This is a genomic window from uncultured Campylobacter sp., from assembly GCF_937973075.1.
Classification (GTDB): Bacteria; Campylobacterota; Campylobacteria; order Campylobacterales; family Campylobacteraceae; genus Campylobacter_B.
This window is the reverse complement of the sequence record NZ_CALBWL010000028.1, coordinates 1-21,203: the sequence shown is the minus strand read 5'-3', so window position 1 is coordinate 21,203 and position 21,203 is coordinate 1. Positions and strand designations below refer to the sequence as shown.

The window sequence follows — 21,203 nt, the reverse complement described above, 5'->3', positions numbered from 1 at the left end:
GATGAACGAAGCAAGGCTTGAAGAGCTAAAGAAAATTCTAAACGAACGACGTCAAAATTTAGAGCAAGGCTCGCAAGAAAATTCTGACGCTCAAAATTTTGATGTCTTAAATTTTAATACTTCAAAATCCGATACCTCAAATTCAAATGCTTCGAATTTCGATGCCTCAGATTTAAACAATAAAAATTCTAAAGCTTTAAATTCTAATGACAAAAATTCAGACGGTCCAAATTTAAACGCAGAGCGTGGTAGAAAATTTCAAAATTTAGATCCAGACAATGCTACTTTATTTAAAAATTCTAAGACCAGAGATTACGATAAAGAGCCGATAATCATCAAAAATTATGAAAAATTTTTTGTTTATGCGCGGCTTTTTATAATTCTTCCGACATCAGGTCTGCCGCTATTTCTTATTCGAGATATTATAGACTTCGGATATATCAATACATACGAATATTTGCTGTCCTGCATGGCGCTATTACTGATCGCCGTTATTACTTATATCTTTACCGTAATACGCAATAAACGCGAAATAAGATTTACCGATCAATATATAGAATTTTTAGATAAAGGGGTCGTTAAAAGGCAGTGCAAAGTGGAAGAGGAAGTATTGCGTAGAAATTTTTCAACTGAAAATTTTCGCACCTCATCTTTTATTGTGCTAGTTGTATTATGTGTCGGTTCTCTGGGTCTTTTCTTGGTAGCGCTAATTTTTATGTATATAACCAATATGCTTCTAAAACTAATCGTCTATTTCTATATTAACCACTCTTTAAAGGGATTTAAAATTTTCCCGTTTATAAAAGTCGCCAGACCTGGATATGGCAAGTATCTATACAATGCCGTTGCTATATCGGCACACTACTATTTGATTTATTTATATAGCAGCGAAATTTACAACGAAGTTAAAGAGTACTTTTTGCAGAAAAATATAAATATAGACTATATTAAAAAGGACTATACGGTTTTTATCTAGGAGGATATGCGAAGGGGCGGTAAATTTAAAACTAAAATTTCAATATTTTATGGTAGCCGCCACTAAATTTCGTAGCGATACCGAGTATAAATACGGTAAATTTAGCGCTAAATTTTATGCGTAGAAGCGCTTGTTGAAATTCTAGCCGCCTGTCGCTGGAATAAAATTTCGTCGGTAGAATTTCACCTCTGCGACATTTCTACGCGGAATTCTATCGGTAAAATTCCGTATGCAAAATTTTGCGCCTAAACTCTCTTAAACCTCGCCCTGCGAATTTCGCTCGGGCGAAATTGCCTTGTGAAATCCCACCCGTTTATATTCGGCTAAGCTCACACTCGGTAGTATTTGTCATTTTATTTGCGGAGGTTGCTTTGAAAGAGATAAAATCCAAGCTCATCATAGCGTGCTTGGTTGTTACGGCAGGCCTATTTTTCTTGATCGCAGGCAGTGCACTTATGGATAGATCCGAAACTCAGCTCGCACAAAATTCCACGGCAAGCCGCGCCGCGACCTCCGGCAACTCCTCCAATCGACCGCTAACGGACGAGGATCGCGCTGCACGAGCGAGGTACCGGTACGAAAGGCTGGGCGCCGAGTTAGATTTGGACGAATGCGTAGTGCATGGCGATGAGCGAATGGAGTATTTCTGCAAGCTTTTGCGCTCCAAGGACACTGCGCGTATTCTGGCATTTATGCGAGAGCAGCGCATCACCGCGGGCGATCCGCTGCATTTTGGCATAACGGCGATAATGTATTCTAGCTTTTACAACGATGCAAACACCACCGAGGAGCTGATCTATCACGGAGCGGATATCAACCGCACGGACGATTTTTCTCATTCGGCGCTAAGCTATGCCATCGAAAATAACTCTACCGCCGCCGCGGAAGTTCTACTTAAGCACGGAGCTAGCTTTTCTAGCGTTAAATATGTTCGTCCGTGGCTTACGACTCCGGGACGCTGCGATTCCTATTTGGTCGCCGATACTAGCGATGCGCAGGTAAGGGAATATTACGAAACGCCTAAAAGCGAGGGTACTAGCGCGGTATCTGATCCGCTCTATTACGCCGTAGCAGGCGGATTTTTGCAGATGACGGAGCTTATGCTTAGCAGCGGTGTAAGACCTGAGATTACCGCTTGGACGGACGATAATTGTATTGCTTTTACGCTCAAACACCGCAAAGATAAGCGGCAGCCGAACTGCTCCATCTATCAGATGCTGCCGCAACGATATGACGTGAGTATGCTAAATTTGCTGCTTAAATACGATTTGGCAGGACTTCCGGACGATGAGCGTATTCGAAAAAAATACGATGACTGCCGTAAGGATTTGGATACGTTGAGGAAGTATAAGAAAATATACCTAGAGCATATGGATGATTATTGTTACGATGAGATTATTTTGGTTTGGAGCTGGTTGGATAGCTTTAATTATGATATGGTCAGGTTTACTATGGCGGAGCAGCCAAAGGATTGGGAAAAGGGTGCAATCCGGCTTAACAGAGGCTCGCTGCCCGATCTTAATAGATGCGGCTCGGTAACGCCGAATACGGCGCTGCTGGGTATCTACGATACTCTTATAAAGCGCTATTCCGCGCTCTGCGGCGATGAGCTTAAGGGTGCGGGCGGCTTTGATCTGGATAAATTTTTTAGATATTCGCACTTAAAAGGCTTGGAATTTGATCTTAAAATAGAGTATGAGGGCAAGGTGATAAGAGTGGAGGAGTATGATAAAATTTTAAGGCGCGATGCGTCTAAGCAGCTAGAGCAAGCGGGTTCCAAGACTGCAGATACCGCGTCTGCCAATAAGTAAAATTTCGTAAAGCTTTTGGATATGATCGCTACGTATTTGGCAAAATTTTATAAAATTTTAATGATTTTAAATTTGCGTCAAGCTTTTTTTGTTTTTTAAATTAAATTTTACTTAAATTTATGAATGCGATGCTGTTAAATTTAGCAGTTATTACAGTCTTTAATCTCGAAGTTCAACAAATTCGTTTTCGCTATGTAGGTTTGTTTAATCTACAGAAATTATTTCTTAGCATCTTCAAGCTCCATAAGATAATCTTTAAATTTCGCATTCCTTAGATATATCCGCAGTAAATTCCAAAAAGTATGATCTAAATTAAGATCCTTTTTCGTCAGATCTTTAAAATATTCGAGCGGCTTGCCATATTTATAAATAAGATTAACCGCATTATCGTCGTTTCTCTTTAATATCTTGATCATCGCATATAGCATCTATAATTTATATAAGATCGCGAAATATCATGGTTCTTATATTAATATGAGATAAATTTATATATAGCAGATCTCATAATTTATGAAATTTATAATGTTAAATATGGGCTAGAAATATAAAATTTTAAAATATTACAAATTCTAAGCCTAAACTTCTATCAATAATTTTTATTATTTAATGAATATTTTAATTTATATATGTATAATTACAAACAAATTTTATTAGAAAGGAATAAATATGAAAAAACTAACCACTACTTCGGGTAATCCTATCGCGGATAACCAAAACTCCCTTACCGCAGGCAGCCGCGGCGGTATAATGTTGCAAGATTATCAGCTACTTGAGAAACTAGCCCATCAAAACAGAGAGCGTATCCCTGAGCGCGCCGTTCATGCAAAAGGTAGCGCCGCATACGGAACATTGGAGATTACGCACGACATCTCACGATATACTAAAGCCAAAGTATTGCAAAAAGGCGAGAAAACAAGGCTGCTTTTGAGATTTTCTACCGTTGCCGGTGAGGCTGGAGCAGCTGATGCTGAGCGCGACGTAAGGGGCTTTGCGATTAAATTTTACACCAAAGAGGGCAACTGGGATTTGGTCGGAAACAACACTCCCGTCTTTTTTGTAAAAGACCCGTATAAATTCCCGGATTTTATCCACACGCAAAAGCGTGATCCTCGCACACATCTCCGTTCAAATGAGGCAGCATGGGACTTTTGGAGCTTAAGCCCTGAGAGTATGCATCAAGTAACTATCCTGATGAGTGACCGCGGTATTCCGGCAAGTTACCGTCATATGCACGGATTTGGTAGTCATACATATAACCTTATAAATGACAAAAACGAAAGATTTTGGGTTAAATTTCATTTCAAAACTCGCCAAGGCATTAAAAATTTAACCAACGCTCAGGCCTCACAGATCATTGCAAAAGATCGAGAGAGCAATCAACGCGACCTTTTTGAGAGTATAGAAAAGGGCGACTTTCCAAGCTGGGATTTTAAAATTCAAATAATGACTCTACAGCAGGCAAAAGAGGTCAAATTTAACCCCTTTGATCTAACCAAAACTTGGCCTCATAAGGAGTTCCCGCTCATCGACGTGGGCGTCATGACGCTAAACGAAAATCCGAAAAATTATTTCAATGAGGTTGAGCAGGCCGCATTTAGCCCGTCAAATATAGTACCTGGTATCAGCTTTAGTCCCGATAAGATGCTGCAAGCAAGGATATTCAGCTACCCCGATGCTCAAAGATATCGTATCGGCACGCACTACGCGCAGCTAGATGTTAATCGTCCTGTAAGCGAGGTCAATACTTACGTCGTGGGCGGCGCGATGAATAACGGAATGTACGAGCTTGACGATAAGGCTTACTATGAGCCTAACAGCTTTGGCGGTGCCAAAGAGGATCGTGCTTTGTTAGAGCCTGATATAAGCATAGAAGGCGCGATGCAAAGATACGATCACAGAGTCGAGGATCAGGATTATTATTCGCAACCTAGAGCGCTTTTTGAGTTAATGAGCGACGAACAAAAATCGCAGCTTTTCAGCAATATCGCAGATAGCATGGAGGGTGTGAGCGAAGCGATAAAAGAGCGCGCGATAGGACATTTTGAAAAAATTTCCGCTGACTATGCAAATGGCGTAAGAGCCGCTTTGAAAGCAAAAAATTGACGAGCTTAACGCAGGCCGAGGAGCAAAGATATGGTGAGCTTTGCGCTATAGCGCTTGATTTTGCCAGGCGAGATGATGCTGACGAGCTAGAAAAGATGATAAAAGCCGGTCTTAGCGTAAATTTAAAATCCGCCAAAGGCGACACGCTTTTAATGCTGGCTAGCTACAATAACGCGCTAAAGACTGTAAATATGCTGCTCTCAAACGGCGCCAGAGTCGATGAGCGTAATGACCGCGGGCAAACTCCGCTCGCGGGTGCGGCCTTTAAAGGGCATTTGGAGGTAGTCAAAGCTCTCGTAGACGCCGGCGCGGACGTAGAGGCTACGAGTGGTCTTGGTATGACACCATATGCCTTTGCCGTGATGTTTGGTAGGAGTGAAACGGCAAAATTTTTACTAAGCAAGCGTAAAAAGCAGGGATTGCTACAAAAACTGGCGGTTAAATTTTTAGGAATTTTCGCCAAAAAGAGCGCGAGAGCGGTTTAAATTTGATATGCCTTGATATTTGGCGGTTTAAAATTTGGCATATTTTAGGGCTCACATAGGGCGAACTTTCGGAGATTTTACCAAAAAGATGCAAGGATAGTTTGAAATTTGGCGTACCATTTCTAATCCTTAGAATTTTAAGCTTCCCTTGCTTATCTGGTACGCAGGTATAGTGTCGTTTTTCGATATGCCAATAACACAAGCCCTCTTCGTTTATCTAATATGGCGCGCTCTTTTATGACTATAAACGGCGCGCGGTTTTGGGCTATAATTTAACTCTCTGCCGGCTTAGGAGATAGAATTTTATATTGTTCATTCGTCTGCTTCGCTAGTTTAGTGGTGTTTAGTTGCGCCTGCGTTATTTTGCTAACGCCGTCTGTCTAATTTGCATTTTTCCCTCCATCTGCTTTGCTGCGCCTCCCATTTTGTATGAATTTAGCAGGTCTTGTTGGCTTCGCGCGTGGACTCAATTTTTACGATGAAATTTGGTATGATTTATTGTGATCCTTGTGGCAAGACTATAAATTTTCCTTTGAATTTTTGCAGAGTTTGTAAATTTTTAAGATTTTTCAGCGCGCTTGGAATTTTATTGATTTTTGGATCGAGCTTGTCTTGTAGCTGTATTTGGCTTAGTACTGCGGCTAAATTTTACCATTTTAGGTTCATCGATTAAGCCTTTTATGCCGAGCCGATTATTATATGTAGCCTAATTTTGATATCTTAAGGATCGCGACTATAAGCTCTTAAATTCCATCTCCAGCTGCTTGCGCCAGTCTTGCAGCGAGCGTTCTGCGCCCGCGGCGTATTTTTCGATAAGCGCGTCCGTTTTATTGAGAAACTCAAATAGCTTGCCCTCCCACACGGCGGGGTTTAGGTTGCTTTGATGCATCGTTTTGATATAAACTAACTCCTTACTAAGGGCCTCAAGCTCGCCTAGATAGCTCTCGCGAGCCCCCTCATCGCGCAGCTCTAGCCGCTCAAGAGCTCGCAGTTTGTCCTCTAAAATATCGCAAAATTTCACATACCTTTGCGAGCTAAGCTCTGGGTCTGCGGCGTCTGCACGAGCGGAAGCTTTTTGGACCTGAAAATACACGAGCGCACCCACCGCAAGGGCAACTGCGAACATCAAAGCGAAATTAGCCATTTTTTCTCCTTAAGCCGTCCAGGCCCACGACCGCGAGCCCGAACCAAATTAGCGAAAAGCTTAAAATTTTGTAAGTCTCAAGCTCCTCGCCGTAGATAAATACCGCGATTAGCATACTCATGCTGGGGCTGATGTATTGCATAAAGCCGATCGTAGATAGCGGCAGATACTGCGTGCTTACAGCGAAGGTAAGCAGCGGCAAAATCGTAATCAGTCCGCTTGCAAACAGCAGCGCGCCGCTTACGTTAAAGCCGAAGGCGCCGCTTCCTTTCAGCGCGCAGTAGATCAGAAACGCAAGCGCAGGCAGCAGCATCAGCGTCGTCTCGCAAAACAGCCCCTCAAAGCTAGGCACGCTTACTTTTTTGCGAATGAGGCCGTAAAATGCAAAGCTAAGCGGCAGCACGAGCGAGATTATCGGCAGCCTGCCTAGCGCGTAAATTTGCACGCCGATCGCTGCAAAGGCTAGCAGCAGGGAAAGCTTGGCCGCCGTACTTAGCCGCTCGCGTAGAAACAAAGCGCCCAAAAGCACCGAAAATAGAGGATTTATGAAATATCCGAGACTCGTGGCTAAAATTTGATCGGAATTTACCGCGTAGATATAAATACCCCAGTTTGTGCTGATAAGTAGTCCCGTACAAAGCAGCGTGAGAGCGATTTTAGGGGTGCTAAGAAGCCGCGCGACGTTTTTTAAACGGTGCGTAAAGCAGAGAAAAACAAGCAGCAGCGCGAAGGACCAAACGACGCGATGCGCTAAAATTTGCACCGCGTCCACGTCCTTTATGAGCTTGAAAAATATCGGGAAAACGCCCCACATAAAAAAGGTCGCAAATGCAAGCATTAGCCCTTTAGTGCGGTTTTCTTCCATAAAATTCCTTCCAAATTGCCTAAAGGCGCTATTTTAAGATTTTTTGGGTTAATAAAAGCTTATTTGGGTATAATCGCAAGATTTAGGAAATTTAAGGAGTGGATATGAGTTGGAGTAGGACGTCGTGGAAAGATTATAAAATTTTACAGCAGCCGATTTATCAGGATGAAAGTGCGGTGCAGGTCGCTAAAGAGCGCCTTTACAAGCTGCCGCCGTTAATTTTTGCGGGCGAGGTTCGCAACCTAAAAGCCGAGCTCGCGCGCGCCAGCGAGGGCAAATCGTTTTTGCTTCAAGGCGGCGATTGCGCGGAGAGTTTTAATGATTTTAGCGCGAATAATATCCGCGATATGTTTAAGGTAATGCTTCAGATGGCGATCATTCTTACCTTTGCAGCGGGTCGCCCCGTCGTGAAGGTAGGTCGTATCGCAGGGCAGTTCGCAAAGCCACGCAGCAGCGACTTCGAAGAGGTTGGCGGCGTGAGCTTGCCTAGCTACCGCGGCGACATAATCAACGGATTTGAGTTTAGCGAAGCGGCGCGCAAGCCGGATCCTGCGCGCATGATCGAGGCGTATCATCAAAGCGCTTCGACGCTGAATCTGCTCCGCGCCTTTTCTCGCGGCGGTCTTGCGAACCTGCACGAGGTGCATAAGTGGAATTTGGGCTTTTTGAAAAAGGGCGAGCTGGAGGCTAAATTTAACGAGCTGAGCGATGAAATTTCGCGCACGCTTAAATTTATGGAGGCATGCGGACTGAGCGCCGCGAATTCTCCGAGCCTTGCCGAGACGGTGCTTTACACCTCGCACGAGGCGCTGCTGCTGCACTATGAGGAGTGTCTGACGCGCATCGACAGCACCAGCGGCGATTGGTACGATTGCTCGGCGCACATGCTTTGGATCGGCGAGCGCACGCGCGGCGCGGACGATGCGCACGTGCATTTTTTAAGCGGTATCAAAAACCCTCTCGGCGTCAAGATCGGCCCTAGCGGCACTGCGGATGAAATTTTGCGCCTTTGCGACAAGCTCAATCCGCAAAACGAAGCAGGCAGGCTAAACGTCATCATCCGCATGGGCGCGGATAAGATCGGCGCGCGGCTGCCGCAAATTTTACGCGAGCTAAAGCGCGAGGGCAGGGCGATCCTATACAGCATCGATCCGATGCACGGCAACACCGTCAAGGCCGCGAACGGCTACAAAACGCGCGAATTTTCTAAAATTTTAAGTGAGGTTCAGAGCTTTTTTGAGATCCACGCCGCGGAGGGCACGCATGCGGGCGGTATCCATCTTGAGATGACCGGTCAAAACGTCACCGAGTGCACGGGTGGCTCGTTTAACGTGACGCAAGAGACGCTAAAACAGCGCTACGAAACGCAGTGCGATCCGCGCCTAAACGCAGATCAGGCGCTAGAGCTTGCGTTTTTGCTCGCCGATAATCTAAAAAAGGCGGAGTAGCCCGCCTTTTGTTGCGCGTAAGATTCGGTCGCGGCTTGGAATTTTAGTCGTAGTTTTAGGCGTTTTGACGTAAGCCGACGCTGCGACCACGCTTTACGTTCTAAATTTAATCGTAGCTTGGCGCGGGTGATTTAAATTTATGTAACTCTAAATATAGAGCGGCTTTGGGCGCAGTCTCGCAGCGATCAAAATATATACAATTAAAATTTATACTTCGCGCTAAAACGTAAGCCGCATAAGCCCGCCGCCCAAATACGAGCAATTGAAAATTTTTGCGGCGTCGCGCCCTGATAAAATTTCTTTTTGCAGAGACTTGCAAACTTCTTGGCGGCTAAATTTAGCCCCGTGAGCTCGCGGCTTAAAATTTTAAATACGCTCTGCATAGAATTTTAAAATTTGCGCCGCCGTGAAATTTTAAAAATTTAGCGCTAAATTTACAACCCGCGGAATTTCATCTTTAAATTTCGCCGTGTAAATTTTGATCGCTCGCTGCTGTGGGCGCGCCGCTTATCTGTGTGTGCTCAAGCTAGCGGAAGACTGAGCGGTAAATATAGCGACACAAGCCCCGTCTTTTTGCGCATAGCGTGAAGATCGTAGCTGCGTTATCGCGGTATTTATTTGGCATAGATACGGCACAAAAGCTTCTTGCTTGAGATTGGTGCGATAAACACACGCCGCCGCAGCGCGTGTTCGTCACCCACAAACTTTCGTTTAATCCCTGATGATGCGATAGATTAAGCGGAACAGACTTTGCATCCGTTTAAAATTTCAGAGCACGATTTCGCCGTGAAATTTTAATAGAAAATCTACGCTCCTGCCGTTAAATTCCAGGCTGAAATTTTACCTTTTGAGTTTATGCCGCCTCACCGCTATAAAATTCCATGTCTTAAATTTAAAGCAAAATTCTGCGGCGCAATGAAATTTCAAAATTTCGTTACGGTAAATTTTGTGCTCTAAAATTTCATCCATGAATGTAGAATTTTAAGTCGGCAAATATAAAATTTGAGATAGGCAAAGTTTGCTGCCGTATCGTGTACTGCGCCGCGAAATACTACTCTACATAATCTGCGCCTAACCTCATAAATTTCGTCGTGCAAAATTTATACAGAATTTACGCGGAGTTCTTGCTGCCGTGCGCTGCTTCGCTTCGTTACTTTGAGCGCGGTTTATTGAGTTTTAGTGCGACTACGGCGATTGCGACGTTTGCGTCGTGCGTGATGCTAAGGCTTGCGGATTTGATATGAAATTTTTTACGGATTTTTTTACGGATTTTTAAATGCGGTGCGCCCAGGGCGTCTTTGTAAATTTTAGCGTCTTTAAAGCCGAATTCCGCGCCGATGCCAGTGCCTAGCGCCTTGCTAAGCGCCTCTTTGGCGGCATAGATGCCCGCGATACTTTCGTCGCGCAGCGCGGAGGAGCGTTCGGATTTTTTCAAAATACGCTTTAGAAATTTCGCTCCGTATTTTGCGCGCAGCGCCGCGATCCTGCGCACCGCGGTTATGTCCGTGCCGATCTTTATCACGGTCTGGCGCCCCGCGGTTTAAATTTAATCACGATTGCAGGCTCTCTTTAATCTCGATGTCGATGATCTTATCGCCCTGTCTGATCGCGTCCAAAACCGCCAGGCTAGGCTGATCCACGATTTGTCCAAACACCGTGTGCACGCCGTCTAGGTGCGGCTGCGCGCTGTGGCAGACGAAAAACTGACTCCCGCCCGTATCGCGCCCCGCGTGCGCCATCGAAAGTGCGCCGCGCACGTGCTTGTGCTTTTGGCGGTCGCATTCGCACTTTATGCGCCAGCCGGGACCTCCCGTGCCGGTGCCGCGCGGGCAGCCGCCTTGGATTACGAAATTTGGAATTACGCGGTGAAAATTTAGCCCCTTGTAAAATCCGCTGCGAGCAAGGCTAGCGAAATTCGTAACCGCCTGCGGGGCTTCGCCTGCGAAAAGCTCCAGCTTCATATCGCCCTTTTCGGTTTTTATCACGGCGTATTTATCGCGCGCCAAAGCCGCTGCGTCGATGTCGTAAATTTTTAAGCTTTCCATTTTTTCTCCTATGCGATGTTGGTGTAAACTGCCTGCACGTCGTCGTCGTCCTCTAGCCGCTCGAGCAGCGCGTCTATGTCGCCCAGCTGCTCCTCGCTAAATTCGTGCTTTTCGTTGGCGACGAATTTTAAGCTTGCGCTGATGATCTCAAGCCCTATCTTTTCGATCCCCTCGTTTAGAGTGCCGAAGCTCTCGTATTCGCCGTAGATTAGAAGCGTCTTTTCGAGCTCGCCCTTATCGTTTTCAAACTCGTTGATCTCAAGCTCGCTAAGACCGAAGTCGATGAGCTCAAGCTCCAGCTCCTCGATGTCGCGGCTCGGTAGCTTAGTCTCAAAAACGGCCTTGTGCGAAAACATAAATTTCAAACTGCCGCTCGGCAAAAACTCGCCCTTAGCTTTGTTTAAAATCGACTTAACGTTCGCGACGGTGCGGGTCGGGTTATCGGTGGCGCATTCGATTATTAAAAGCGCGCCGTGCGGCGCCTTGCCGTCGTAAAAGATCGTTTTGATATCGGCGCTATCCTTGCCGCTAGCGCGCTTGATAGCCGCATCGATGTTGTCTTTGGGCATATTTTGCGCCTTTGCCGTGGCGATCGCGGCGCGCAGCTTGGAGTTCATCAGCGGATCTTCGCCGCCCTCTTTCGCAGCCATCGTTATGGCCTTGCCCAGTTTTGGGAAAAGTTTGCTCATCTTCCCCCATCTAGCTTCTTTTGAAGCGCGTCTGTATTCAAAAGCTCGTCCCATAAAATTCCTTAAAGCTTAAATTAAAAACGGGTGATTATAACGAAAAACCCTTAAATTTCAGGAGCGGGCGTTGAAATAAAATTTATTAAAAAGTAGTATAAGTTTTGAAATTTTAATCCAAAGGAGAGGCTCATGGCTTTGAAACAAAGCGTAAAATTTAAGGCGCAAAATATACACTGCGAAAACTGCGCGAGGACGATCAAAAACGCGCTTAAGGACGATTTCGGCGAGATCGAGGTGGACGTGGCAAGCGGAGTGGTGAGTTTAAGCTTAGATCCGCGCGACGAGGCTAAATTTAAAGAGGAGATGGACGATTTGGGCTTTAGCGTCGCAGAAAAGCTAGCCTGCGAAAACTAACGGATGTCAAGCAAAATCACTCTAAATATCGTCGGGATGAGCTGCGTAAACTGCTCTAACGCGATCGAGCGGGTAAGTCGCAAGATCGAGGGGGTACAGGAGGCGCACGTAAATTTCGCAAACGGCAGCGGCGAGTTCGTACTTGCTGATCCAGCGCTTGAGGAGACGCTAAAAGCCAAGATCAAAAAGCTAGGCTACGACATCGCCGTAGATTACGAGGATTTGGAGCGCAAAAAGCGGCGCAACCTCAAAGCGGCGCTATTTAGGCTAATCCTCGCTCTCATTTTAGCCGCGGCGGTAATGGCGGTGGAGATGAGCGGGTTTTTAAGCTTCGTTCCAAAGGCGCTACTTTGCGCGGCGATGGCGTGTGTGAGCCTGTTTTACTGCGGCAAGAACTTCTTTTATCACGCTTACGGTTCGCTGAAAAACAGAAGCTTCGATATGAACGTGCTCGTGGCGATGGGAAGCTTTTTTGCGTTTGCCTATTCGCTAACGGCCGCGGTGTGGGTCTATACGCACGGCGCGCAGAATGAATTTACCAATCTTTATTTCTCGTCCGCCTCGATGATAATCGCCTTTATTTCGCTCGGCAAATACCTTGAAGAGCGCAGCAAGATGAAGGCGAACGACTACATCAAGGGGTTAATCGATCTAAGCCCTAAAACCGCGCTTTTGATCAAAGACGACGGCACGATAGCCGAAGTGCGCGCAGAAGCGCTAAAGCCCGGCGACAAGGTGCTCGTAAAAAACGGCTCGCGCATCCCTTGCGACGGGCTTATCGTAGAAGGCGGCGCGCAGATTGACGCTTCGCTGATCAGCGGCGAGAGCTTGGCGGTTTATAAAAGCGTAGGCGATGAGGTAAACGCAGGCTGCGTCAGCACGGACGGCGTCATCTACGTGAAAGTGACGAAATTTTCGCATCAGACGCTGCTTGCCGAGATTAAAAATTTGCTGAACGAGGCGGGCAACAAAAAGATGCCGATCGCGCGCTTTGCCGATAAAATTTCAAATATCTTCGTGCCCGCGGTGATTTTGATCGCGCTTGCTAGCTTTATAGCGTGGATGGCGCTTGACGGGCGGCTCTCATACGCCGCATCCGCCGCTATCTGCGTGCTTATCATCTCTTGCCCGTGCGCGCTAGGGCTTGCGACGCCGATTGCGATCGTTTGCGCAATCTCAAACGCCGCAAAGGCTGGAATTTTAATCAAAAATCCAGAAATTTTAGAAATTTTAAAGGACGCAGACGTCGCGGTTTTTGATAAAACCGGCACGCTTAGCAAGGGCGAAATTTCGGTAAGCTTCAGCGATCTGAGCGCCCAAGATCTCTACGCTCTGGCAAGCGCGCAAAAGCTTAGCGAGCATCCGATCTCAAAGGCGATCGTAAAATTTGCCGAGCTGAAATTCGGCGAAATTTCTAAGCTTAACGGCGAGTTCGAAAGCATCGCGGGCAAGGGGATCGTCGCTAAAAATCCAACCGGCGAAATCCTTTGCGGAAGCGCGGGCTTTCTGCGCGAGCGCGGCGTAGATGCGGGCGTCGAAGTAGAAGCGGAGGAGCTTTTAGACAAGGGCTTCGGCGTCGTTTACTGCGCGATAGGCGGCTCTTACGCAGGCTTCATCGCATTTAGCGACGAGATCAGAGCCGAAGCGCGCGGCGTCATTCAGACGCTACAAAACAGAGGCGTAAAAACCGTCATGCTAACGGGCGATAACGCCAAAACGGCAAATTTTGTCGCTCGCAGCCTTAGCATCGACGAGGTAAGAAGCGGAGTGCTTCCAAGCGGCAAATATGAGTTCATCAAATCCCTGACGGATGAGGGCAAGCGGGTGCTTTTCGTGGGCGACGGCGTCAATGACGCACCGAGCTTAAAAGCCGCTAGTATCGGCGTCGCAATGAACGGCGGCAGCGACGTAGCCAAGGGCGCGGGCGACGTGATTTTTATAAAAAACGACCTTGCAAGCGTGCTATATCTATTTCGCTTATCGGGTGCCGCCATGCGGACGATCAAGCAAAACCTCTTCTGGGCGCTGTTTTACAACGCCGTATGTATCCCGATCGCAGCAGGCGCGCTATATCCGGCGCTTGGCGTGCTTTTAAAGCCGATGTACGGCGCTGCAGCGATGTGCTTTAGCTCCGTGACGGTCGTGCTAAATTCTATCAGATTGAAATTCGCTAAATTTTAACGCGGCGGAATTTACGCTAGGCGTGGAATTTTGTGCGGCGAAATTTTAATTTACTCCGCGCAAAACGCGCAAAATTCTTTCATTCTGCGAGGAATTATACCTCGCAAATTCTATCTGGCTACTAATGCGTGTAGAATTCCACGGAACGGGCTCCACTTGAAAAATTTTATTTCACGATAAACCTAGCGCGGAATTCCGCTAGATTTGTACAGCTTGCAAAATTTATTTTACCGCTAGCCTTGCGCGTAAATTTTAAAATTTTAGCCTACCGGTCGCTGTGCCGTTATATAACGCCGTCCATCGCTGTGCCTCTGCCTAGCCGTCGTTTAACGCCATCACGCCGCCGCGCCGTAAAATTTTAAAAATTCCGCAAAATTTTATAAGGTTGAAAGGAATTCCGTAGAATTCCACCGCCCGCACTAAGTTTTAATAAATAAATTTAAAGGTAAAATAACGCTTCAAATGCAATTCGAGGTAGCGATGCGAAAAATTCTAATGGGTTCGTTTGTTTTTTGCGGCACGCTTTTTGGCGCTTCTTGCGAGCAGATACTAAGCGATCCGCGCGGCTTTTTTAGCAAAGAGCCTGCGGACGAAGAGCTGCTGCAAAGCGATTTTGGCTGTAAAGGCTCGCTAGTTGGCGCGGAATTTTTGCAAAATTTAAAAAGAGCGGCTTCTGAGATCAGGGACGAAAATATCGATTGTGTCGGTAACGAAGCCTTACTGAACGAAAAAAGGCTTGAGCGAACCTTGGCATTTGCGGGGATGGATGGCGAGGGCTTTTTGAGCTATGCTAAAGAGAAAAACTACGCGCAAATTAGCGAAAAATCGCTTGAAGCCTTAGAATTTTACTCCGAGCGCAAGATTGGAAATTTCATCGCTTATGGCAATTTTATGGGCGAGATCCCGGCAGCCAGGGAGGCGCTAAGAGATTATTTCGCCGCTAAATTCAACAAAAACGACGCCGATGAGCTGGCAAGCGCCGTGATAGCGGAATTTATCGCATACGCCGCGAAAGATCGCAAGGCGGGAGATTACGGTGAGCTTGAGCTGGCGCTAAAAGGCGGAGTAGGTGCGGATGAGTTTCGTACGCTACTTTTTAGCAAGGATTTTGCTATTTACGAGCTTGATAATGCCCTGGATCTAGCACTTTTGCTAGGATATGACGAGCGCTTTAGCGGCGCTTTGATCGAGCGAGGCGCGCAGGTAAATGCGGGCGAGGAAAACTCGCTATTTTACGCGATGAATAACGTTCAAAGCGCTAAATTTATGATCTCTAAAGGTGCCTTGGTTGGCTATAAAAACTCGCTCGGGCAAACTCCGATATTTTTCGCCGCCGCAGCAAAAAATTATGAGCTCGTAAAGTTGCTGATCTACTCGCATGCCAGCGTAAATGTCCGCCAGATCGGCAGCGCCGAGGCTCAGGCCCTGGCATCGCTAGGCGAGCGTAGCGACGGCTGTGAACGTTCGGGCGCGGGCAAGACGCTGCTGATGTTTGCGGCGCAAAAAAGTACCAAGCAGATCGTTGAATTGCTCGTAAAATCGGGCGCAAACGAAAAAGCAGTCGATGAGGCAGGGCTAAATGCGCTAGACTACGCGCTTGCGGGTGGCGAAGTAGCTACGCAGAGCTATTTGCGCTCGCTTGGACTAAGTCCTACGCAAGCAAGCGATGATTTTACGAGCGATCCGCAAGATGCGCCTGAGCGTGAGAATTAGCAGGCTTATTTAAAGGGTCGTTTACCGCTTCGTCGTTTTAGGTTTGCAGCATTTTGGGTTTGCAAAAGCCTTATGAGCTTTAAATTTAGAGTTTTGCCGCTTTGTAAATTCTATAAATTTAGCGGATTTTTCGAGTGCGAGTTGGTAGAATTTAACGCTTTAAAATTTTATCGCTTTGCTTGCGCAGGTTGCATGCACTGAAATTTTATAAACGTGCAGGTAGGCTTGAAAAACGGTGATTTGTGCAATTTATGCGAGATAAAATTTTTGTCTAGGGATTTTGGTTTGCGATCAAGAGCGGGATTTTGTCAAATTTTGTGCGATAAACTTATCGCTTTTGCGACAAAGCAAGCACTGCAACATTGCGGATTTTACCTTGACTTGGGGCTTTTGCTATGTTAAGTAGAATTTAAATGCGCTTATAAAACGCTTTTGATTACGCCGTGCGCGGTATTTTGCACCGGAGAGATTTTATTGCGCGACAAATTGCTTAAAAATGCATTCGCAAAATTGCAAACGCAGCAAAATAGCAGAGCTTGCTGTGCGATTAAGGCGCTTAAAAATCGCCGTAAAAGAAAGCGCGTGAATACGAATTTGCTGCAAAGTGCGCAGAATTTTAAAATTTAACCCCCGATCGGAGGTTAAATTTTAAAATTTTATCAATCATCAAGGATTAAAATGTTGAAAAATTTGCTTATCTTTACGGCGATTTTTTTGCCCGCGCTGGCGCTTGCGGACGTGGAGCCCGCCGTGCGAAACAGCGAGCTTTACGGCGTGCTGACGCTTATCCCGCCGGTCGCGGCGATCGTGCTTGCTTTTATCACCAAGGACGTGATTTTGTCGCTATTTTTAGGCGTGCTAAGCGGAACCTTTCTCATCGGTATGGTCGATCAAAATATCGCAGCTTCGGCGCTTTTCGCTTTTACCGATCTGTGTTCGCGCATGGTAAAATCGATGGCTGATACGTGGAATGCGGGCATTTTGCTTCAGGTTATGTGTATCGGCGGGCTCATCGCTCTGGTGACCAAAAGCGGTGGCACGAAGGCGCTTGCGCTCTGGCTTAGCAAGCATGCAGACACTCCCGTTTTAGGTCAAATTTATACTTGGCTGATGGGTATCGTGATATTTTTTGACGATTACGCAAATGCGCTGATCGTGGGTCCTATCATGCGGCCTCTGATGGATAAATTTAAAATTTCGCGCGCGAAATTTGCTTTCATCATAGACGCGACCGCAGCGCCGATTACCGGCATCGCGGTGATCTCTACGTGGGTCGGAGTCGAAATTTCGGCGATCAAAGAGGCCTACTCGCAGATCGGCATAGAAAACATAAACGCCTTTACCGTCTTTGTTGAGACGATCCCGTATAGATTTTATAATATTTTCATGATCTTTTTCGTAGTCGCTACTGCCGTGATGAGTAGGGAGTTTGGCTCTATGTATCGCGCAGAGATCGCATCTCGCGGCGGCAAGAGCGGAGCTGCGGATTTTAAAATCAAAAATTTAGAGGATCAAATTTTCGTACCCAAAGAGGGCGTCGCACTTCGCAAGCTAAACGCGATAATCCCGCTAGGAGCGATGATCGTCCTTTCCGTCATCGGGTTTTATTTTAACGGCTACAGCTCGCTGGAGGGTGAGGCTTTGGAGGCGGTCAAGGCAGCTCCTCTTAGCTTTACTTCGATCCGTACTGCATTTAGCGCGGCGGACGCCTCGGTAGTGCTGTTTCAATCCGCGCTCTTTTCATCGATCATCGCCGTCGTTTTAGGCATCGCGCAAAAAATTTACGGCGTCAAAGAGGCGATCGAGGTCTGGGTTGGCGGCTGGAAAAGCATGCTAAATACCGTCATAATCCTGCTTTTTGCGTGGTCGCTAAGCTCGGTTATCAAAGAGCTTGGCACTTCGCGCTACCTAGTCGAGCTTCTAAGCGACGCTACGCCGCGCTTTGCTCTTGCGATAGTGATCTTCGTGCTTAGCTCGTTTATCTCATTTTCAACAGGCACAAGCTTCGGTACTATGGGTATCGTCACGCCTTTAGCCGTGCCTCTTGCGCACGCCGTGGGGCAAAAATACGGACTTAGCGGCGAGGAATTTCACGTTTTTATGTGCGTAAACGTAAGCGCGGTGCTTACGGGGGCGATATTCGGCGATCACTGCTCGCCGATTTCGGATACGACGATTCTTTCATCGATGGGCGCGGGCTGTGATCACATCGAGCACGTAAGCACGCAGATGACCTATGCGCTGGTCGTTTGCGGCATCAGTATCGTTTGCGGCTACCTACCTGCGGGCTTTGGGCTTAGCGTGTGGGGATGTCTGATTTTGGGTATCGCGGCTATCATTCTTTTACTGCGCGTGGTGGGTAAAAGAGTGGATGTATGAATTGCGAAAGCTTCGGTAGCTGCGGCAGCTGTACGCTCGGCGGGTCTTATGAGGATCAAATTTTATACAAAAAGCAGCTGATCGCCGATAAATTTAGAGAATTCTTTGACGGCGAGTTTGAGTTTTTTGCATCAAGCCCACAAAATTACCGCATTAAGGCGGAATTTGGCATCTGGCACGATATTTGGCATAGCGCATTTGATCTTGCTTACACGATGGGCGGCGCACGTAGCAAGAAAATTTTAATTAACGAATGCCCCAAAGTAGCGCTTCCTATCGCAAATTTAATGCCGCAGCTGTTAGAGGCGCTTAGGCGGAGCGAAGCTTTAAAAGAGAAGCTCTTCGGCGTCGAGTTTATCTCGTGCGCTAGCGGGATTTTGGCGACGCTGCTTTATCACAAGCGCCTAGGCGAGCGCGAGCAGGAGGCGATTTGCGAGCTGGCGGACAAGCTTGGCATTAGGGTTATGGCTCGCGCGCGCGGACAAAAGCTTCTAAGCGGCGAGCTAAGCCTCACGGACGAGCTTTACGTGGACGGGCGAGTTTATAAATTTCGCTTCGGCGAAAACGCCTTCATCCAGCCAAACCGCAGCGTGAACGAAAAGATGATCGCCTGGGCGAGAAGCTGCGTGGACTTCGGCAAAGAGGGCACGAGCAAGGTGTGCGCCGCGCAGAATTCCGCCGCAAAGAATTTTACTGAAAAAAATTTTGCCTCTCAAAATTCCGCTGCGCAAAATTACGGCTGCGAGCAGTCCGCCCCGCAAAATTCGAGCTGCGAAAAACATTCCGTGCGCCCGGAAAGCTCCGCCGCGCGCGATCTGTTGGAGCTGTACTGCGGGCACGGCAACTTCACTATCCCGCTTGCGGCTAAATTTAACCGCGTGCTGGCGAGCGAAATTTCAAAAAGCTCGATCGCGAATGCGCGCATAAACTGCGAGCTCAACGGCGTTTGCAACGCGCAATTCGTCCGTCTTAGCGCGGATGAGCTTATGAGCGCGTTTGCGCGTAGACGCGAGTTTGAGCGGTTAAAGGGGATCGATATTTTCAGCTACGATTTTTCGCACGTCTTGATCGATCCGCCGCGCGCGGGGCTGGAGCCTAGCGTGATTGATTTCATAAAAAATTTTCAAAATTTGATCTACATCTCCTGTAATCCGCAGACGCTTTTTGAAAATTTACGCTCGCTTTGCACTACGCACGAGGTGCGCAGGTTTGCGATCTTCGATCAGTTCGCGCATACGGCGCATATCGAATGCGGCGTGCTGCTAAAGCGCAGGAGCTAGATGAGCTTGAAACCGAAGTCGCGCATTTGCGGCGAGAGTTTGAGCTGCGCCTCGTATGTTAGGAGCCTAGCGGCTGAGATTTTATCCGAAACATCGCTTATCGGCAAAAGCGAGCAAACCCGCGGTAAGACGCCGTTTTAAGTGCTGCGATTTTTAAAAATTTCGACCGGCTGAGAGATAAAATTTCGCCTAAAATATGTATAATAACAAAATTTAAAATTACGAAAGGAAGTAGATGGTTGATCTAAATAAAATCATCCAAGCAAAGCGCACGATAAACGATTTCGTCTATAAAACGCCCTTTGCTCTGGCACCGAAGCTCAGCAAGCTTTACGGCGCGGAAGTGTATCTCAAAAGCGAGAATTTACAGCGCACCGGCGCGTATAAGATTCGTGGCGCTTACAATAAAATCGCGCATCTGACGGACGAGGAGCGGGCACATGGAGTAATAGCCGCAAGTGCGGGCAACCACGCTCAGGGCGTAGCGATGAGCGCGCAAAAATTCGGCGTGCATGCTGTGATCGTAATGCCTGAGGCCACGCCGTTACTTAAGGTAAGCGGCACGAAGGCTCTGGGCGCAGAGATCATCCTAAAGGGCGATAATTTCGACGAGGCGTATGCGTTTGCGCTGGAATATGCCAAAGAGCATAATCTAACGTTCGTGCATCCATTCAACGACGAGTTCGTCCAAGCGGGCCAAGGCACGATCGCGCTTGAGATGATCGAGGAGGTCGCAGATCTTGAATACATCGTCGTTCCGGTTGGCGGCGGCGGGCTTGCGACGGGGGTTTGCAGCTGCGCCAAGCAGATCAACCCCGACATCAAAATCATCGCCGTAGCCGCCAAGGGCGCGCCCGCGATGCACGATAGCTTCGTCGCGAAAAAGCCGCTAAATTCCAAATCTGTCCGCACCATCGCCGATGGCATCGCGGTGCGGGATACTAGCGAGATCACGCTTTCTACGATCATTGAGTGCGTCGATGAGTTCGTGCAGGTCGATGACGAGGAGATCGCAAGCGCGATACTCTATCTGCTCGAGCAGCAAAAAATCATCGTCGAGGGCGCGGGCGCGGCGGGCGTAGCGGCGTTGATGAACGCGAAATTCCAATTCCCCGCGGGTGCAAAGATCGGCATCATCCTAAGCGGCGGCAACATCGACGTGCAGATGCTAAACATCATCATCGAGAAAGGCCTTATCAAATCGCACCGCAAGATGACGATCAATGTCACGCTCGTCGATAAGCCGGGCGCGCTTACCGGGCTTACCGAAATTTTGCGTCGCGCCAACGCAAACATCGTCAAGATCGACTACGACCGCTTCTCGACCAATATCGAGTACGGCGATGCGCAGATCACGATCACTCTTGAGACCAAAGGCAAGGCTCATCAAGAGGACATCGCCTGGGCGCTCAAAAACGCAGGGTATGATTTTAGAGAGATTTTGTGAAATTTCGCGGGAGTTTTTAAAATTTATTTTCGCTCGTGAATTTGCCTGAAATTGCAAAATTTACTCGCTTGCATCCTGATTGCGGCTTGCAGCGGGTAAATTTTAAATTTGCATATAAATTAAAAGCGGTGAAGTCTTTATTTAAATTTGGTATTAAAATTGTATTTCTCTTAGGGCGGGAAGGGGGCCCCAATTGCGAGGTCGCTCCCCTTCCCGCCCCAAGCCC

Annotated in this window: 18 protein-coding genes; 12 read left to right on the top strand and 6 right to left on the bottom strand. The window is 47.4% G+C overall.

All coding sequences use genetic code 11. The annotated features are described in order from the left end of the window. Position 1 precedes the first annotated feature (1 nt). Entirely contained in the window at positions 2–976 is a 975-nt protein-coding gene (locus Q0274_RS03645; RefSeq protein WP_298027765.1) for a hypothetical protein, read from the top strand. Between the two features lie 371 nt (positions 977–1,347). Next, complete coding sequence (locus Q0274_RS03640) at positions 1,348–2,787, top strand: ankyrin repeat domain-containing protein (protein WP_298027763.1); 1,440 nt, start codon at positions 1,348–1,350, stop codon at positions 2,785–2,787. Between the two features lie 218 nt (positions 2,788–3,005). Here Q0274_RS03640 and Q0274_RS03635 read toward each other — a convergent pair whose 3' ends face one another. Beyond that, positions 3,006–3,203, bottom strand: coding sequence for a hypothetical protein (locus tag Q0274_RS03635; protein WP_298027761.1), 198 nt, complete (start codon positions 3,201–3,203; stop codon positions 3,006–3,008). 250 nt (positions 3,204–3,453) lie between these two features. Here Q0274_RS03635 and Q0274_RS03630 point away from each other — a divergent pair, with 250 nt between their 5' ends. After that, the gene (locus tag Q0274_RS03630; protein ID WP_298027758.1) at positions 3,454–4,890 is read left to right on the top strand and encodes a catalase; all 1,437 of its coding nucleotides are present in this window, start codon (positions 3,454–3,456) and stop codon (positions 4,888–4,890) included. Continuing rightward, entirely contained in the window at positions 4,887–5,375 is a 489-nt protein-coding gene (locus tag Q0274_RS03625) for an ankyrin repeat domain-containing protein (protein ID WP_298027757.1), read from the top strand. Before Q0274_RS03630 ends, Q0274_RS03625 begins: the two co-directional genes overlap by 4 nt. Positions 5,376–6,108: 733 nt before the next feature. Here Q0274_RS03625 and Q0274_RS03620 read toward each other — a convergent pair. Beyond that, positions 6,109–6,519 carry a hypothetical protein gene (locus Q0274_RS03620; protein WP_298027755.1) on the bottom strand — a complete coding sequence of 137 codons (411 nt, stop codon included), beginning with the start codon at positions 6,517–6,519 and terminating at the stop codon, positions 6,109–6,111. Beyond that, on the bottom strand, positions 6,512–7,384 hold the full coding sequence (gene rarD, locus Q0274_RS03615) for an EamA family transporter RarD (protein ID WP_298027753.1): 873 nt from the start codon (positions 7,382–7,384) through the stop codon (positions 6,512–6,514). The genes Q0274_RS03620 and rarD overlap by 8 nt, the downstream gene beginning before the upstream one ends. Before the next feature lie 104 nt (positions 7,385–7,488). On the opposite strand from rarD, the gene Q0274_RS03610 reads away from it, so the two are divergent. Next, complete coding sequence (locus Q0274_RS03610) at positions 7,489–8,832, top strand: class II 3-deoxy-7-phosphoheptulonate synthase (protein ID WP_298027752.1); 1,344 nt, start codon at positions 7,489–7,491, stop codon at positions 8,830–8,832. A 1,150-nt stretch (positions 8,833–9,982) separates the two neighbouring features. Here Q0274_RS03610 and acpS read toward each other — a convergent pair. From acpS to Q0274_RS03595, 3 genes are read right to left on the bottom strand one after another with little or no spacing between them, the layout of a single operon-like run. Further along, the gene (gene acpS / locus Q0274_RS03605; protein WP_297880665.1) at positions 9,983–10,354 is read right to left on the bottom strand and encodes a holo-ACP synthase; all 372 of its coding nucleotides are present in this window, start codon (positions 10,352–10,354) and stop codon (positions 9,983–9,985) included. A 28-nt stretch (positions 10,355–10,382) separates the two neighbouring features. Then, positions 10,383–10,877, bottom strand: a complete 495-nt coding sequence (locus Q0274_RS03600) for a peptidylprolyl isomerase (RefSeq protein ID WP_298027750.1) — start codon at positions 10,875–10,877, stop codon at positions 10,383–10,385. Between the two features lie 8 nt (positions 10,878–10,885). Beyond that, on the bottom strand, positions 10,886–11,620 hold the full coding sequence (locus tag Q0274_RS03595; protein ID WP_177388917.1) for a YebC/PmpR family DNA-binding transcriptional regulator: 735 nt from the start codon (positions 11,618–11,620) through the stop codon (positions 10,886–10,888). A gap of 132 nt (positions 11,621–11,752) precedes the next feature. On the opposite strand from Q0274_RS03595, the gene Q0274_RS03590 reads away from it, so the two are divergent. The 7 genes from Q0274_RS03590 (at position 11,753) to ilvA (ending at position 20,977) form a co-directional block, all read left to right on the top strand. Beyond that, positions 11,753–11,977 (top strand): heavy-metal-associated domain-containing protein, encoded by a 225-nt coding sequence (locus Q0274_RS03590; RefSeq protein ID WP_297921553.1) that lies wholly within the window; start codon positions 11,753–11,755, stop codon positions 11,975–11,977. Positions 11,978–11,980: 3 nt separating this feature from the next. After that, on the top strand, positions 11,981–14,158 hold the full coding sequence (locus tag Q0274_RS03585; protein WP_298027747.1) for a cation-translocating P-type ATPase: 2,178 nt from the start codon (positions 11,981–11,983) through the stop codon (positions 14,156–14,158). A 462-nt stretch (positions 14,159–14,620) separates the two neighbouring features. Next, positions 14,621–15,871, top strand: a complete 1,251-nt coding sequence (locus Q0274_RS03580) for an ankyrin repeat domain-containing protein (RefSeq protein WP_298027745.1) — start codon at positions 14,621–14,623, stop codon at positions 15,869–15,871. A gap of 678 nt (positions 15,872–16,549) precedes the next feature. Then, the gene (locus Q0274_RS03575; protein ID WP_298027743.1) at positions 16,550–18,250 is read left to right on the top strand and encodes a Na+/H+ antiporter NhaC family protein; all 1,701 of its coding nucleotides are present in this window, start codon (positions 16,550–16,552) and stop codon (positions 18,248–18,250) included. Continuing rightward, a complete protein-coding gene (locus Q0274_RS03570) occupies positions 18,247–19,530 on the top strand; it encodes a tRNA (uridine(54)-C5)-methyltransferase TrmA (RefSeq protein WP_298027741.1) in 1,284 nt (427 codons plus the stop codon). The genes Q0274_RS03575 and Q0274_RS03570 overlap by 4 nt, the downstream gene beginning before the upstream one ends. Then, positions 19,531–19,671, top strand: a complete 141-nt coding sequence (locus Q0274_RS03565; RefSeq protein ID WP_298027739.1) for a hypothetical protein — start codon at positions 19,531–19,533, stop codon at positions 19,669–19,671. It abuts the gene before it with no gap. Between the two features lie 94 nt (positions 19,672–19,765). After that, on the top strand, positions 19,766–20,977 hold the full coding sequence (gene ilvA / locus Q0274_RS03560; protein ID WP_298027737.1) for a threonine ammonia-lyase: 1,212 nt from the start codon (positions 19,766–19,768) through the stop codon (positions 20,975–20,977). Positions 20,978–21,203 lie beyond the last annotated feature (226 nt).